A 14,684-nucleotide genomic window follows, 5' to 3' on the forward strand; every position below is an offset into this window, starting at 1 on the left:
CCCGCCGTGGCGTACGTCACTGTCGGGCTGTGTCCTACGCACGGCGCAGAATATTGCGCACGTTGGGTGGGGAACCGATTTTTTAGGATGCGATGCAGGGCTTGCCGCCAGTGCGCGAAGGCCCCCAGCACTTCCACCAAATCCTACGGACATCCATCACCATGAAATCATTGCTCAAGACCTGTGTTGCCCTCGCGGCCACTTCTGTACTGCTGGTCGCTTGCGGCGGCGGCAACGACGACGATCCGACGCCCAGCAATGAGCCCGGTGTTCTGACCGTGACGGGTGCGAGCGTGGATGCGCTCAACGGCGTTTACGGCAATGGCACGATCAATCTGACCGATGTGGACAAGCGCAACCCGGTCGGCTCCGTGCCCGAACTGTGCTCGTTCAAGTTCGATGGCCTTGGCAAGGTGGGCTCGGCAGCACTGGCCTTCGGCGACATCCGCTATCGCCCGGACGCCACCGGCCTGCACCAGGTCTTCGTCACGTTCGACGGCAAGGAATACGGCAGCGGCGAGCCTACCGACACCGCTGTGGTGCGCGACAGCAACCAAGTCCGTTTCAGCAACAAGGTCCTGACCGCCTCCGATGGCTCCAATGCCACGCTGCGCGTGAACGGCGTCATCCCCATGCGCCCCAACCGCCCCTTCGGCTGTTAAGCGCGTGACCCACCCTCGCGACCTGCCCCACAAGCAGGGCTGGTCGCGGGGCGTGGGCCTCCGAGTTTTTGTGTAGCTCGTCTCCCTCCCCCCGGCCCTTGGGCCGGATTTGGCCCTGCGGCTTTGTCTGCATGGGCCTTTTTTGCGTCTGCAGTGTGGGTGTGTGCGGGCAGGGCGCAGCACCCACAGCATCGCTGAATCGATGTGCGAGCGCGCGGGTTACAGCCGCGCACAAAGTGTTTGCCGCATATTCACATGCGAAATCATGCGTTCGCAGCTGGAGCGCCGCGTCTTAGTCTGGCGGCATGTCCAGTCGTTTGCCCGCCTCTTCAGGCCTCCTGTCCACACATCGCGTACTGACCCTGCCCGAGTCGCCAGCGGGCGGGGCGCCGACCATTCGCGCGAAGGCGTTGCTGTTCCATGACCCCCGGTCCGCGCAGCTGCTGGACCATGTGGATCGCGTTGCGCGCAGCGACGCGTCGGTGCTGGTGGTGGGTGAGACCGGCACAGGCAAGGAGCTGATAGCGCGGCACATCCACGCCGAAAGCGGCCGGCGCGGGCCGTTCGTGGCGGTCAACTGCGGTGCGTTCAGCGAATCGCTGATCGACGCCGAACTCTTCGGTCACGAGGCAGGCGCCTTCACCGGGGCCACGCAGGCACGCGCGGGGTGGTTCGAGGCGGCGCAGGGCGGCACGCTGTTCCTCGATGAGATCGGCGACCTGCCGCAGTCGCTGCAGGTCAAGCTGCTGCGCGTGCTGCAGGAGCGCCAGGTGGTGCGCCTGGGCTCGCGCAAACCCATTGCGCTGGATGTGCGGCTGGTGGCCGCGACCAACATCGACCTGGCGCGGGCCGTGCGCGCGCAGCACTTCCGGGCGGACCTCTACTACCGGCTCAACGTGGCGGCCGTGGACCTGCCGCCGCTTCGCGAGCGCCCGGGCGACATCCTGCCGCTGGCAGAGCATTTCATGGACCTGTACGCCCAGCGCCTGGGCCAGCCGCCCGCGCGCTTGTCCACCGCGGCCCGGCACGCCCTGCTGTCGTACGCCTGGCCCGGCAACATCCGCGAGCTGGAGAACGTGGTGCACTTCGCACTCATCGTGGCGCGGCTGGGTGTGGTCGAGCCGTGCGACCTCAAGCTCGTGCCGGCCCTGCTGCCGCAGCCGCCCGTGGCTTCGACAGTCGCGGTGGCGGCCGGCACGCCGCAGCCACCGTCGGCAAGCTCCTCATTGCAAGCGGTGCTGCACGGCCTGCTGGCGCAGGGCGCTCCCGGGCTGTATCAGACGGTCGAGGCAGCGCTGGTGCGCTCCGCTTTCGAGCAGGCGCACGAGAACCAGGTGCAGGCCGCGCGGCTGCTGGGGGTGACCCGCAACACGCTGCGCACCCTGCTCAAGCGCCACGGCCTGCTGGCCGACCCGGCCCACCACCCCACCCACAGCCTGCCGCCGCACGCGGAGAGCCCTTGGCGCTACGCGCAATGAGTCCGTTGCCACCGGGGCGATCGCGCCATGCGCCGCCGCCCCGCTGAAGCCCACCCCACAACGACACACCACAACACACCAGGGAGTTTGCCAATGAGCACATCGGATTCACACCACACCGCCCAGCCACCCGGCGCCCCGCGCAGTACGCCGCGCCGCCACTTCCTGGGCCAGGCAGGTGCCGGGCTGGCGGGTATGGCCGGTGGCGCCACGGTGGCGCCGGCGCTGCTCGGCGCCAGCGCAGCGGCGCAGGCGCAGCAGGGTGGTGCCTCGGCGGCTGCAGGCTACGACGCACAGTTTGTGCGCCGCGCCGAGCAGCTGCGCATTGACCTGGCGCGCGCCAGCGCTGCGGTGCCGATCCCGCCGCACCCCGTCAATGGCGACGATGCGCTGTACCCGAACAAGATCGGCTCGGACACGCGCGGCCTGCCCCACAACGCGCGCGGCGAGGTGGACCTTTCGGCATGGAACCTGGCCACCGCCGCCTTCGCCTCGCGCGAGCCGGCGGACTTCGAGAAGATCGTGCTGGGCGGAGCGCGCAAGCTGGTCAACCCCATCGGCACGCTGGCGGTCAGCCTGGACGGGCTCAACGCCGCGCAGTTCGCGCTGCCGCCCGCGCCCACGCTGGCCGGCACGCAGCGCGCGGGCGAGGCCACCGAGATCTACTGGGTGGCGCTGCTGCGCGACGTGCCCTTCAGCGAATTCCAGGACGGCACGCGGCACCCCGACGTGATCGCCGCCGCCGACGAGCTCAGCCGCGCTCCAGACTTTCACGGCCCCAAGGTCAATGGCCGGGTAACACCGCAGACGCTGTTCCGTGGTGCGGCCTGGTACGTGGATGGCAACGACCGCAGCGGCCGCACCGGGCGCTGGGCCACGCCGCCGGGTGTGACGGATGGACCCTACATCTCGCAGTTCTTGTACCGCGACGTGCCGCTGGGCCCGCAGTCGCTGTCGGCGCGCATTCGCACCTACACGCCGGCCAACGAGTTCCTCACGCAGTACGACGAGTGGCTGAACGTGCAAAACGGCAAGGCCCCGGCCGGGCGCATTGCGTTCGACCCCACGCTGCGCTACATCGCCACCACGCGCGACCTGGCGGCGTATGCCCATGCGGCAGTGGCCTTCAGCTTTGCGGCCAACCAGCTGCTGGGCACGCCTCTGTCGGCCACGCAGCCGGGCTATGGCGGGATCTACGCGGGCGACAAGAGCCTGGCACCCAGCAACCCGTACCTGAAGCTCAAGACCAGCGGAGGGGCGTCGGGCACGTTCGGGCCGGCGTATTTCCAGTCGCTGCTGTCGCTGGCCAGCTCGCTCGCCATCCGCGTCAACTACTACCAGAAGTGGTACGAGCAGCGCATCCTGCGGCCCGAGGCATTCGGCGGCCTGGTGCACCACCGGCTGGCGAACCGTGTCACCGAATACCCTATCCACGAGTCCTTCCTGGGCTCGCAGGCGCTCGAGCGCAGCCGCGCCAAGAACGGCAGTTATCTGCTGCCGCATGTGTACCCGGAGGGCGCGCCCATCCATTCGTCGTACCCCGGTGGCGCCGCCATCATTGCGGCGGTGACGGCTACGCTGCTCAAGGCCTTCTACGACGAGTCGCTGGTCATCCCGAACCCGGTGCAGCCCGACCCCAGCGACCCGACCCGCTTGGTGCCGTACCAGGGGCCGCCGCTCACCGTGGGCGGCGAGCTCAACAAGTTCGCGCTCAACTACGGCTCGGGCCGCACCGCCGCGGGCATCCACTGGCGCTCCGACGCCGCCGCGGCCTATGCGCAGGGCGAGGCGCTGGTCATCAGCCTGCTGCGCGAGCAAAAGCAGACCTTCCGCGAGCCGTTCGAGAGCTTTGCGTTCACCGGCTTCGACGGCCGCCGCATCGTCATCTGATGCACCCCCATTCTCACGACAGGAGAGCCTGACATGACCCAACGACAACTGCGCCTGGGCGCCTTCATCATGGCCACGGGCCACCACATCGCCGCCTGGCGCCACCCGGGCGCGCAGGCGGATGCGGGGGTGAATTTGCAGCACTACATCGCGCTGGCCCAGACGGCCGAGCGCGGCCTGTTCGACCAGGTGTTCGTGGCCGACAGCCCCGGCGTGCAGAACCACGGCAACGACGAGTCGCTGAGCCGCCAGGGCCGCCTGTCGTACTTCGAGCCGGTCACGCTGTGGTCCGCACTGGCGGCGGTGACCAAACACATCGGCTTTGTCGCCACCGCGTCCACCACGTATGAAGACCCGTACCTGCTGGCGCGCAAGTTCGCCTCGCTCGACCACATCAGCGGCGGCCGCGCAGCCTGGAACGTGGTGACCACCGGGGCCGACAACGTGTTCGGCAACTTCGGCCTGCAGGCCCACCCCGACCCCGCCGTGCGCTACGAGCGCGCCACCGAGTTCGTGGATGTGGTGAAAGGGCTGTGGGACAGCTTCGACGACGATGCGCTCATCCGCGACAAGGCCAGCGGCGTGTACCTGGACCCGGCCAAACTGCACACCCTGAACCACGTGGGCAAGCACTTCCGCGTGAAGGGCCCGCTGAACCTGGAGCGCCCGCCGCAGGGCTACCCGGTCATCGTGCAGGCCGGCTCGTCCGAGGACGGCAAGGAGCTGGCCGCCGCCACGGCCGAGGCCATCTTCACCGCCTGGACCAGCCTGGCCGAGGCGCAGGCGTTCTACAGCGACGTGAAGGGGCGCCTGGCCAAGTACGGCCGCCGGCCCGAACAGCTGCTGGTGTTGCCTGGCATCTCGCCGGTGATCGGCCGCACCGAAGAAGAGGCGCAGGCCAAATGGGCCGAGTTGCAGGCGCTGATCCACCCCGCCGTGGGCCTGGCCACGCTGGCCCCGTTCTGGCCGGGCGAAGACCTGGCGCGCTGGGACCTGGATGCGCCGCCACCGTACATACCCACGCCGCCCAGGGGCATCAACAGCCGCGCCCACGTGGTGCTGGAGCTGGCCCGGCGCGAGCAATTCACCGTGCGCCAGCTCTACGAATACCTGGCCGGCGCGCGCGGCCACTGGGTGGTGGTGGGCACGCCGCAAACCATTGCCGACCGCATGCAGGAATGGTTCGAGAACGGTGCGGCCGACGGCTTCAACGTGATGCCACCAGTGCTGCCGCAGTCGCTCGACGAATTCGTGGACCTGGTGGTGCCCGAACTGCAGCGCCGCGGCCTGTTCCGCACAGCGTACGAGGGCACCACGCTGCGCGAGAACCTGGGCCTGCAGCGCCCGCCCAGCCGCTATGCGCAGGCCGCCCGCAAGGCCGCCTGATCCGCAGACCGCACTGCTACCGCAGCAAGTCACCCACCCCGGCACATGCCCGTTTTCTCTACGCAAGGAGTTCCCATGAGCACCGTCCTCGCCGAAAGGCCCCGCCATCTCTCCCTGACCACCACGCCTGGCACCGCAGCACTTGCCACCGCAGCACCTGGCGCAGACTGGTCGATCCGCCCGCTCGATGCGCCGCTGGGCGCCGAGGTGCACGGCATCGACGCGTCGCAGCCGCTCACGGCCAGCCAGGTCTGGGCGCTCAAGCAGGCATTGAAGCAGCACCACATCCTGCTGCTGCGCGGCCAGCAGCTGGAGGACCCGCAGTTCCAGCGCTTCACCAGCTACTTCGGCAGCGTGTTCCGTGCGCCGACCAACGTGCCGGTGCTGGGCTCGTCGGACCCGTACGGCGGCGACACACCCGACATCGTCAAGGTGGCGAACGTCGATGATGGCGTGCTCGGTAATCAGGAGCTGTCGGCCCATGCGGACCACCACTGGACGCCCGTGCCGTCGTCGGGCTCGCTGCTGTACGCGCTGGAAGTACCCCGCGCCGGTGGCGACACCACCTGGGTCAACCTGGCCGCCGCCTACGACACGCTGGATGCCGCCACGCGCGCCGAGATCGACGCCCTGCAGCTCATTACCTACAACCCCTTCCTGCGCCGCCTGAAGCCGTTGGCGGGCGGCCATGCAACCTACCGCACGCCCGACATCGAGCCGGTGACACCCTTCGAGGTGCACCCGCTGGTGCGCACCCACCCCGAGTCCGGCCGCAAGATCCTGTACCTGGGCGAGGCCACCGAGGTGGAAGTGGTGGGCGTGGACCCGGCCTACGGCGCCGCGCTGGTGGCCCGGCTGCGCGCGCACCTGCTGCAACCGCGCTTTGCCTACACCCACCGCTGGCAGGTGGGCGACATCGTGTACTGGGACAACCAGGCCACGCTGCACGCGCGCACCGCGTTCGACGCGGCGGACCGGCGTTTGCTCAAGCGCATCAGCCTGTCGGGCAGCCGGCCGTTTTGAAGTGAACCCCCCTGAGTCGCTTCGCGCCTTCCCCCGGAGGGGGACGCACCCGGTGGCCTGGCAAGCCAGTTCCACGGGTGCACTGGCCTGGGCCGCGCCCGTTTCATGCGTCGTGGGTGGCGCGCAGCGAATGGATTGCGGATACCCATTGCTTTCAAAAATACAAAGCCGTTCACGCTGAGCTTGTCGAAGCGCCGCGCGGGGCTTCGACAAGCCTGTCCTGAGCCCGCCGAAGGGCTCAGCCCGAACGGCATTGAATGATGGAACGCAAATCCGCATGCGTTCCCACCGGTCCAGTCGAACCCCTTCTCCCGAGGAGATCCGTAATGCCTGAACACATTGACCTCCACCGCGCCGAGCGCCTGGCAGCGCCCACCCACGACACCGACGTGCTGGTGATCGGCGGCGGCCCCGCCGGCACCTGGGCTGCCATTGCCGCCGCAGCCCGCGGCGCGCGCGTCCTGCTGGTGGACAAGGGCTTTTGCGGCACCTCGGGCGCCACCGCACCGTCGGGCACCGGCACCTGGTGGGTGCCGCCCGACCTGCAGGCCCGCACCGCCGCCAAGGCGCAGCGCGAGGCTGTGGGCGGTTTTCTGGCCAGCCACGAATGGATGGACCGCGTGCTGGACCAGACCTGGCACAACCTGCAGCAACTGGCCGACTGGGGCTATCCCTTTCCGGTGGACGATGCGGGCAACGAGCGGCGCAATTCGCTGCAGGGCCCCGAGTACATGCGCCTGATGCGCAAGCGGGTGAAGGCGGCGGGCGTGCGCATTCTTGACCATCACCCCGCGCTCGAACTGCTGGTGGATGACCACGGCCAGGTGCGTGGTGCAACGGGCGTCGCGGAGCCGGGCGATGTGCCCTGGGCCATACACGCCGGCGCCGTGGTGCTGGCCAGCGGTGGCTGTGCTTTTTTGAGCAAGGCGCTGGGCACCGATGTGCTGACCGGCGACGGCCACCTGATGGCGGCCGAGGCGGGCGCGGTGTTCTCGGGCATGGAGTTTTCAAGCGCCTATGGCCTGGGGCCCACGTTCTCGAGCGTGACGAAATCGCTGTTCTACAACTGGGCGAGTTTTCGCGACCCGGGCGGTGCCGTCATCGACGGAGCAGGCTCGTCGCAGGGCCGCAGCATCATCGCGCGGCGCCTGATCAGCGAGCCGGTGTTTGCCGTGCTCGACAAGGCCGACGGCGCCGTGCGCGCCTGGATGCGGCAGGCGCAGCCCAACTTCTTTTTGCCCTTTGACCGGCTGGGGCTGGACCCGTTCACCCAGCCGTTTCCCATCACCTTGCGGCTGGAAGGCACGGTGCGCGGCACCGGCGGCCTACAGCTGCAGGGGCTCGATGGCGCCACGCGCGTGCCGGGGCTGTACGCCGCTGGCGACGTGGCATCGCGCGAGCCGATTTGCGGCGGCTTTACCGGCGGGGGCAGCCACAACGCGGCCTGGGCGCTGTCCACCGGGTTCTGGTCCGGCGCGGGTGCGGCCGACCACGCGCTGGCGCACCGCAGCACGCCCGCCGCTGCGCCGGTGTGGCGTGCGGGGCAGGTGGGGCTGGCGGCGCGCACGGTGGCCAGCGCTGGCGCAGCCACTGAGCGCATCGATCCGCAGGCCCTGGTGGCGGCGGTGCAGGCCGAAGTCTTCCCGCTGGAGCGCAACTGGTTTCGCAGCCGCGACGGGCTGGAGCCCTCGCTGCAGCGCCTGGACGCCCTGTGGGCGCAGGCCGAGCGCTGTGCCCCGGCCTTGCCCGAGGCACAGCGGCGCACCCGCCAGGCCGTGGCCCTGCTGGCGCATGCGCGGTGGATGTACCGCAGCGCGTTGGCGCGCACCGAGACGCGGGGCATGCACCGGCGCACCGACTTTGCGCAGTTGGACCCGGTCCAGCAGCACCATGTGGTGGTGGGCGGGCTGCAGCAGGTGTGGACAGCGCGGCACCCGGCGGGCGATGGCGCTGCCGTGCAGCGCGAGGCGGTGGCCGCATGATCGAGTTGATCGATGCGGCCCGCTGCACCGGCTGCAACATCTGCGTGGCGGTATGCCCGACACGGGTGTTCGATGCCGCGCCGCCACTGGAGGCTGGTGTGGGCTCGGCTGGCCTTCTGCCCGTCATTGCCCGGCAGTCCGACTGCCAGACCTGCTTCATGTGCGAGCTGTACTGCCCGGTGGATGCGCTGTACGTGGCGCCGCAGACGGTGTCGGTGGCAGCGCTCACCGAGGCCGGGCCCGCGCAGCCTGCGGCCCCTTTGTGGGGCAGCTACCGCCGTGCCGTGGGGTGGGATGTGCGGGACGGCAGCACGGCTCGGCTGGACCAGAGTTACCACCTGCTGGGTGCTGCGCAACGTTGAGCAGGGGCAAGTCCATGGTCGTTACCGGCTGCGTTTTCTTCATCCCCCGTTCGGGCTGAGCCTGCCTAAACCTCGCGCGGCGCTTCGACAGGCTCAGCGTGAACGGTTGGGGGTTGTGACGGGGTGAACAAGGGAGGCCACTGCGGTTGCGCGCAGTGGCCTTGTTTTTGGTGATGCCTGGTGCGGGTTGCGTTCGATGCATCCCCACCGTTCGGGCTGAGCTTGTCGAAGCCTTGCGCGGCGCTTCGACAAGCTCAGCGTGAACGGGTGGGGGTATGCGGATGGTGAAGAAAAAAGGCCACTGCGTTTGCGCGCAGTGGCTTTTGTTTTTGGTGATGGCTGGTACGGATTGCAATCGATCCATCCCGACCGTTCGGGCTGAGCTTGTCGAAGCCTCGCGCCGCGCTTCGACGGGCTCAGCGTGATCGGGTTGGAGCATGTGGATGGTGAAGAAAAAAGGCCACTGCATTTGCGCGCAGTGGCCTGGGTGTGGGTGATGGCCGGCACGGGCTGCGTCCGATCCATTCCCACCGTTCGGGCTGAGCCTGTCGAAGCCTTGCGCGGCGCTTCGACAGGCTCAGCGTGAACGGCAAAGGGATCTCAGCGCGCCACCCCCTGCCACGCCGTGAAGTGCCGCTCCAGCCGCTGCAGCGCATAGTTCAGCGTCACGCCGATGGCCGTGATCGCGATGATGCCGAAGTACATGTCGCCGATCAAGAAGCTGTACTGCGCATAGATGATGAGGTAGCCCAGCCCGGCCTTCGCGCCCACCATTTCCGCGGCGATCAGCACCAGCATGGCCGACGCGGCAGCCAGGCGGATGCCGACGAAGATCGTGGGCACCGACGCGGGCAGGATGACCTTGACGAACAGCTGGCGCGGCGTGGCGCCCATGGTGCGGGCGGACTTGACCAGCAGCGGGTCCACCTGCCGCACGGCGGCGATGGTGTTGAGCAGCAGCGGCCAGGCGCAGGCATAGACCACGATGGACAGCTTGGACACTTCGCCGATGCCCAGCAGCAGCAAGAACACCGGCAGCAGCGCCAGCGGCGCGGTGTTGCGCAGCAGCTCGATCAGCGGGTTGAGCGCCTGGCCCAGCCGCTGGTACCAGCCGATGGCCAGGCCCAGCGGAATGGCGGCCACGATGGCGATCGACAGGCCGCCGAGCGAGCGCGCCAGGCTGATGGAGGTGTGCTCCCACAGCTGGCCGTTTTGCGCCAGCACCCAGCCCGCAGCCAGCACTTCGGTCAGGGGCGGCAGGAAGGTCGGGTCGGTCAGGCCCAGGCGGGGCGCCAGCTCCCACAGCACGGCCAGCGCCAGCACCAGGCCGGAGCGCCAGGCGCCGTTGGCCACGCGGCGGGCCAGGCGCAGCCACAGGGTGGGCAGCGCCTGTGCGGCATGGGGCAGGGCGGTTGCGGGTTGCTGTTGCGCAGCGTGCGCGGGCAGGGCGATGTCAGACATGGTGGGACTCCTTGATCACGGGTTGGGCGGCGATGCGGCTGCGGCGTTCGTGGCGCGCGGACGCGACCTCGTCGTGCAGCAGGCCCCAGATGCGGTGGCGCAGCTCGCCGAAGAGCGGCAGCGAGCGGATGTCGTCGGTCTCTGCGCGCAGCGATTCGGGGATGTCCACGATTTCCTTGATGCGGCCGGGGCGGGTGGTCATCACCGCCACGCGCTGGCCCAGTACCACGGCCTCGTCGATGCCGTGGGTGATGAACACGATGGTCTTGCCGGTGCGCTGCCAGATGTCCACCAGCTCTTCCTGCAGCGTCTCGCGGGTCTGCGCGTCCAGTGCGGCGAAGGGCTCGTCCATCAGCAGCACCTGGGGCTCGTAAGCCAGGCTGCGGGCAATCGCCACGCGCTGCTTCATGCCGCCCGACAGTTCGTGCGGATAGCGCTGCGCGAAGTCGGACAGCCCCACCAGCTGCAGGTAGTGCGCGGCCTTCTCGCGGCGCTCGCGCTTGCCCAGGCCCGCGACTTCGAGGCCGAAGGCCACGTTGTCCAGCGCAGTGAGCCAGGGGAACAGCGCGTACTGCTGGAACACCACGCCCCGGTCCCGCGCGGGGCCGGTGATGGCCTTGCCGTCGATGAGCACCTGGCCGCTGGTGGGCGGCGTGAGGCCCGCGAGCAGGTCGAGCAGGGTGGACTTGCCGCAGCCGCTCGGGCCCACCAGCACCAGGAACTCGCCGGGGCGGATGTCGAGCGTCACGTCCTGCACGGCGACAAAGCGCTTGGACGGGCCGCCGTCGTCCGCACGCACGGTGAACTCCTTGGTCACGTGCTCGAAGCGGATCTTGGCCGGCGCGTTGGTCGCGGCAGTGGCCGCGGTGTGGGGATGAATGGCGCTGGTCATTTGCTGGCCGCCAGTTTGTCCACGCCGCCGTTGGCATACGGGTTGAACGCGTTGGTGTACAGGTCGGCGGCCTTGAGCTGGCCGGGCTTGACCACCTCGTCCTTCACCAGCCAGTCCACCCAGATCTGCAGTTCCTTGTCGGTGATGAGGCCGCCCTTGCCGGCCACGCCGGTGCTCTTCCAGTACTGGATGGCGTCGGCGGTCTCGGCGCGTTTGCGGCCTTCGATGATCTTGGTGTAGCGCGCCCGCACTTCAGCCGGTGGTGTGTTGCGCGCCCATTCGATGGAGCGGGCCAGGGCCGACACCAGGTGACGGCTGGTGTTGGGGTTCTGCTCGATGAACTTGTTGTGCAGCACCAATGCGCCGCCGGTGAAGTTGCCGAACAGGTCGCGGTCCTTGAACAGCGGGCGGATGCCGCCGCGCTCCAGCGCCTTGTCGCGCAGCACGCCGCCGAGCGTGGAGACTTCGACATGCCCCTGGCGCAGCGCCTGTTCGCCGGTGACGGGCGGCGTGGCCACCAGCGTGACCTGCTTGGCCTCGGCGTTGGTGAGTTTGCCGCGCTCCAGGTACTCGCGCAGCATGAACTCGTGGTGCGCGCCCAGCGTGTTCACCGCGACCTTCTTGCCGATGAGGTCGCGCGGGCCCTTGATGGGGCTGTCGTCCTTGACGTAGTAGCCGTTGTAGGTGTTGTCGTCCGAGCCGTAGTAGCCCAGCACGGCCTTGACCGGCGCCTTCTTGGCCGCGAGCTTGATGATGGCGCCGTAGAAGGCGCCGCCGATGTCCACATCGCCGGTCACCACGGTCTGGATGTCCTGCGGGCCGCTGATGGTGTTGCCCACCCACTTGGACTTGAGCGGTGCGAGGTAGCCCAGGTCTTCGGCCAGTTCGATCCAGACCACCTGGCCGGCCCAGCCCTGGTAGCGGATTTCGGATTTCTCCAGGTTCTGCGCGGCGGCAGGGGCCGCCAGGCCCAGCGCCAGCGCGGAGACCAGCAGGAAGCGTTTCGACAGATCGAGCATGGGGAGTTCCTTCGTTGCAGTGGTTCAGTGAGGTGTGCAGTGCAGTGCGTGTGCATTCACTCAGGCCGGGCGCCGTTACCGCGGCCTGAGACCCCCTGCCTTCCGCAACCCGCGTGCCATGGCGTCGATGCTGCTTATGCGGAAATCGCGCATGGCGCCGGGGTGCTGCGTGGGCGCCGCCTGTGCGCTGCGTCGCCGGGATAAACGCACCCTGCAGCGTTGACGCGTATGGCAACTGACAGCAGCCGGGGGCGCCACGGCTGAGGTGCGAGCGGCTGTGCGCGGCTGCTGGGTTTGCAGCAGCGCGTGCGCGCTTCGTCGTTCGTTGCTGCAAAGTCAGCAGCGGCTGCGGGGCGCTGCAAAGCGATGCAGCGTTGTGGTGGATGCTCAGGGCGGCGGGCGGTCGGCACAATGGCGCGATGACGACCCCACCCTCGCGCCACGCCGTGGTCTGGCTGCAGGCCGACGCGCCGCCCAAGCCGGCCGTGGGCGCGCCCTGCAACGGCTGCGGTTTGTGCTGCCTGGCCGAGCCCTGCCCGCTGGGCATGCTGGTGTCGCGCCGCCGCCGTGGGGCCTGCGTGGCGCTGCGGTGGGACGAAGCGCACGCCCGGTACCTGTGCGGCATGGTGGCCGACCCGGGCGAGGTGACGGGCCTGCGGCAGCGCTGGTTGACGGCACCGCTGGCCTGGCTGGCTCGGCGCTGGATTGCGGCGGGCGTCGGGTGCGATGCGGATGTGGCGACCACCGACGTGCCGCGCCCGTGAGCTGGGTGGTGACTTGCCAGGGAACTGTTGGCGGGATGGGGCGGCAGGCGGTGCGCTACGCAGCGCTTGGAAGGTGATTGCTATTAAAAATATAGCTGCTAGCGCTTGCCTATCAAGCGGTAGAGGGGTTTTTTAATCAAAAACCCCCAGTGTCTACGCAGCGCGGCAGCAACGTCGTCTACTGGCCCACTGCGCTGTGGGCTGTCAGTGGGGCCGGGCGTCCGCCATGCTGCGCCGAGCCAGGTGCACGCCCGCCAGCATGCAGCGCACCGACCCGCCCGCCAGTTCGATGGTCGGCACGGCCAGCGGCAGCAGCGTGGCGCTGCGCTCGATGACGGCCTTCTGCGCCGCGGTCAGGCTGGCGGCGGCGCGCGCCGACAGGGCCAGCACACGACCCCGGGCGCCGGTCAGCTCCAGCGCATTGCCCGCGAATTCGCCGATCTGGTGGGCGCTCAGTTCGATGACGTCGCGGCCGGTTTCGCGCAGGCGGCTTCGCACAGCCTCACGTCGCAAGGGGTCGGTGATCAGGTGGAACCCGCCCAGCGCGAAGTCGGTGCCCACGCAGAGCATCACGTTGGTGTGATAGCACGGCCGGCCCTCTCCATCGGCCGTGGCAAAGGCCATGGGCTCGTAGTTGAAGTGGGTGCAGAACCGCTCCAGCGCCACCGGGTCGGCGCGGTTCGACTGCGCGGTGTAGGCGATGCGGCCGATGTGGTCGAGCACCATCGCGCCGGTGCCTTCGAGGAACATGTTGTCGGCCTCCAGCCCCGAGTAGTCGATCACGTCCTGCACCCGGTACTCGGCCTTGAGCAGGTCCAGCACGTCGCTGCGGCGCTCGCGCCGCCGGCTCTGTGCGTACATCGGGTACACGGCCACGTGGCCGCCGGCGTGGGTGGAGAACCAGTTGTTGGGGAAGACCGCATCGGGCGCGTGGCGCTCGCCCAGGTCGTCGAACAGGTGCACGCGCACGCCGGCGGCTTCGAGTTTCGCTGCGGCCTGGGTCACCTCGGCGTATGCCTTGCGCGCGATGTCGTCCGGGGCGGCGGTGGTGGTTACGGACTGAAAGGCGTTGTCGTGCGCGGTGTCCGGGTTGGGGTGAAAGCGATGGGGGCGGACCATCACGACGGCGGAGGGGGCTTGGGCGGATGCGGGGGAGGGCATGGCGGTCAGTGGTTGGAAGATGGCGGCAAGGTGGCGGTGCATGAATTTTCCGGACAGTGCCAGCCAACCAACAGACTTCAAACTGATCGAAATGCAGCAAAATCTGGCGTTCTGATCACCCAGAGGCCCACTATGAACAGGCTGGACGACACCGACCGCGAAATCCTCAGCATCCTGCGGGCCGACGCGCGCACGCCCGTGGCCACACTGGCGCTCAAACTGCGCGTCTCGCGCGGCACCGTGCAGAACCGGCTGCACAAGATGGAGGAAAGCGGCGTCATCGTGGGCTACACCGTGCGCCTGCGGCCCGACTCCGAGCCCCAGCGCATCCGCGCCTGGATGAGCATCGCGGTGGAGGGCAACGCCGCGCCCGAGGTGATCCGCGCGCTGCGCGGCGAGCCCATGGTGGGCACGCTGCACACCACCAATGGCCGCTGGGACATCGTGGCCGAAGTGCGCGCCGAGAGCCTGGAGGCCTTCGACGCGGCGCTGGGCCGCATCCGCCTGACGCCCGGCATTGCGAACACCGAGACGAGCATCCTGTTGTCGACGTACAAGGCCTGATGCCGGTGCGCCTGCGGGGCGGAAGGTGCACTGGCACCTG

The 14,684-nt window shown here is 68.9% G+C and carries 13 protein-coding genes; 9 read left to right on the forward strand and 4 right to left on the reverse strand.

The genetic code is table 11. From position 1 onward, the window contains the following. Positions 1 to 161 precede the first annotated feature (161 nt). From ASF16_RS03365 to ASF16_RS03395, 7 genes are all read left to right on the forward strand, one after another. Positions 162 to 662 carry a hypothetical protein gene (locus tag ASF16_RS03365; RefSeq protein ID WP_056163001.1) on the forward strand — a complete coding sequence of 167 codons (501 nt, stop codon included), beginning with the start codon at positions 162 to 164 and terminating at the stop codon, positions 660 to 662. A 305-nt stretch (positions 663 to 967) separates the two neighbouring features. Then, the gene (locus ASF16_RS03370; protein ID WP_056162752.1) at positions 968 to 2,140 is read left to right on the forward strand and encodes a sigma-54-dependent Fis family transcriptional regulator; all 1,173 of its coding nucleotides are present in this window, start codon (positions 968 to 970) and stop codon (positions 2,138 to 2,140) included. Between the two features lie 93 nt (positions 2,141 to 2,233). Beyond that, entirely contained in the window at positions 2,234 to 4,030 is a 1,797-nt protein-coding gene (locus ASF16_RS03375) for a twin-arginine translocation pathway signal protein (protein WP_056162754.1), read from the forward strand. 33 nt (positions 4,031 to 4,063) lie between these two features. Further along, complete coding sequence (locus ASF16_RS03380) at positions 4,064 to 5,416, forward strand: LLM class flavin-dependent oxidoreductase (protein WP_056162757.1); 1,353 nt, start codon at positions 4,064 to 4,066, stop codon at positions 5,414 to 5,416. Between the two features lie 75 nt (positions 5,417 to 5,491). Then, the gene (locus ASF16_RS03385) at positions 5,492 to 6,439 is read left to right on the forward strand and encodes a TauD/TfdA family dioxygenase (protein WP_082516714.1); all 948 of its coding nucleotides are present in this window, start codon (positions 5,492 to 5,494) and stop codon (positions 6,437 to 6,439) included. A 326-nt stretch (positions 6,440 to 6,765) separates the two neighbouring features. Then, positions 6,766 to 8,421: an FAD-dependent oxidoreductase gene (locus tag ASF16_RS03390; protein ID WP_056162760.1), complete on the forward strand. Its 1,656-nt coding sequence runs from the start codon at positions 6,766 to 6,768 to the stop codon at positions 8,419 to 8,421. Beyond that, entirely contained in the window at positions 8,418 to 8,783 is a 366-nt protein-coding gene (locus tag ASF16_RS03395) for a ferredoxin family protein (protein ID WP_056162764.1), read from the forward strand. Before ASF16_RS03390 ends, ASF16_RS03395 begins: the two co-directional genes overlap by 4 nt. Positions 8,784 to 9,383: 600 nt before the next feature. On the opposite strand, the gene ASF16_RS03400 is transcribed toward ASF16_RS03395, so the two are convergent. The 3 genes from ASF16_RS03400 to ASF16_RS03410 are packed head-to-tail and all read right to left on the reverse strand — an operon-like array spanning position 9,384 to position 12,155. Further along, positions 9,384 to 10,244 (reverse strand): ABC transporter permease, encoded by an 861-nt coding sequence (locus ASF16_RS03400; protein WP_056162767.1) that lies wholly within the window; start codon positions 10,242 to 10,244, stop codon positions 9,384 to 9,386. Continuing rightward, positions 10,237 to 11,136, reverse strand: a complete 900-nt coding sequence (locus tag ASF16_RS03405) for an ABC transporter ATP-binding protein (RefSeq protein WP_056162770.1) — start codon at positions 11,134 to 11,136, stop codon at positions 10,237 to 10,239. The genes ASF16_RS03400 and ASF16_RS03405 overlap by 8 nt, the downstream gene beginning before the upstream one ends. Then, a complete protein-coding gene (locus tag ASF16_RS03410; protein ID WP_056162776.1) occupies positions 11,133 to 12,155 on the reverse strand; it encodes an ABC transporter substrate-binding protein in 1,023 nt (340 codons plus the stop codon). The genes ASF16_RS03405 and ASF16_RS03410 overlap by 4 nt, the downstream gene beginning before the upstream one ends. Before the next feature lie 419 nt (positions 12,156 to 12,574). Here ASF16_RS03410 and ASF16_RS03415 point away from each other — a divergent pair, with 419 nt between their 5' ends. After that, on the forward strand, positions 12,575 to 12,919 hold the full coding sequence (locus ASF16_RS03415; protein WP_056162779.1) for a hypothetical protein: 345 nt from the start codon (positions 12,575 to 12,577) through the stop codon (positions 12,917 to 12,919). A 204-nt stretch (positions 12,920 to 13,123) separates the two neighbouring features. Here ASF16_RS03415 and ctlX read toward each other — a convergent pair whose 3' ends face one another. Continuing rightward, a complete protein-coding gene (ctlX, locus tag ASF16_RS03420; protein ID WP_056163008.1) occupies positions 13,124 to 14,080 on the reverse strand; it encodes a citrulline utilization hydrolase CtlX in 957 nt (318 codons plus the stop codon). Positions 14,081 to 14,212: 132 nt separating this feature from the next. On the opposite strand from ctlX, the gene ASF16_RS03425 reads away from it, so the two are divergent. After that, positions 14,213 to 14,644, forward strand: coding sequence for an Lrp/AsnC family transcriptional regulator (locus ASF16_RS03425; RefSeq protein WP_056162782.1), 432 nt, complete (start codon positions 14,213 to 14,215; stop codon positions 14,642 to 14,644). The last annotated feature ends 40 nt before the right edge of the window (positions 14,645 to 14,684 follow it).

This window comes from Acidovorax sp. Leaf78, from assembly GCF_001422735.1.
Lineage (GTDB): Bacteria > Pseudomonadota > Gammaproteobacteria > Burkholderiales > Burkholderiaceae_C > Acidovorax.

What these genes read in the sequence shown, in the direction of transcription:
- ASF16_RS03390 (WP_056162760.1), top strand. Translation starts at nt 6,766, where the DNA reads ATGCCTGAACACATTGACCTCCACCGCGCCGAGCGCCTGGCAGCGCCC.
- ASF16_RS03375 (WP_056162754.1), top strand. Translation starts at nt 2,234, where the DNA reads ATGAGCACATCGGATTCACACCACACCGCCCAGCCACCCGGCGCCCCG.
- ASF16_RS03415 (WP_056162779.1), top strand. Translation starts at nt 12,575, where the DNA reads ATGACGACCCCACCCTCGCGCCACGCCGTGGTCTGGCTGCAGGCCGAC.
- ASF16_RS03380 (WP_056162757.1), top strand. Translation starts at nt 4,064, where the DNA reads ATGACCCAACGACAACTGCGCCTGGGCGCCTTCATCATGGCCACGGGC.
- ASF16_RS03395 (WP_056162764.1), top strand. Translation starts at nt 8,418, where the DNA reads ATGATCGAGTTGATCGATGCGGCCCGCTGCACCGGCTGCAACATCTGC.
- ASF16_RS03400 (WP_056162767.1), bottom strand. Translation starts at nt 10,244, where the DNA reads ATGTCTGACATCGCCCTGCCCGCGCACGCTGCGCAACAGCAACCCGCA.
- ASF16_RS03365 (WP_056163001.1), top strand. Translation starts at nt 162, where the DNA reads ATGAAATCATTGCTCAAGACCTGTGTTGCCCTCGCGGCCACTTCTGTA.
- ASF16_RS03370 (WP_056162752.1), top strand. Translation starts at nt 968, where the DNA reads ATGTCCAGTCGTTTGCCCGCCTCTTCAGGCCTCCTGTCCACACATCGC.
- ASF16_RS03410 (WP_056162776.1), bottom strand. Translation starts at nt 12,155, where the DNA reads ATGCTCGATCTGTCGAAACGCTTCCTGCTGGTCTCCGCGCTGGCGCTG.
- ASF16_RS03425 (WP_056162782.1), top strand. Translation starts at nt 14,213, where the DNA reads ATGAACAGGCTGGACGACACCGACCGCGAAATCCTCAGCATCCTGCGG.
- ASF16_RS03385 (WP_082516714.1), top strand. Translation starts at nt 5,492, where the DNA reads ATGAGCACCGTCCTCGCCGAAAGGCCCCGCCATCTCTCCCTGACCACC.
- ASF16_RS03405 (WP_056162770.1), bottom strand. Translation starts at nt 11,136, where the DNA reads ATGACCAGCGCCATTCATCCCCACACCGCGGCCACTGCCGCGACCAAC.
- ctlX (WP_056163008.1), bottom strand. Translation starts at nt 14,080, where the DNA reads ATGCCCTCCCCCGCATCCGCCCAAGCCCCCTCCGCCGTCGTGATGGTC.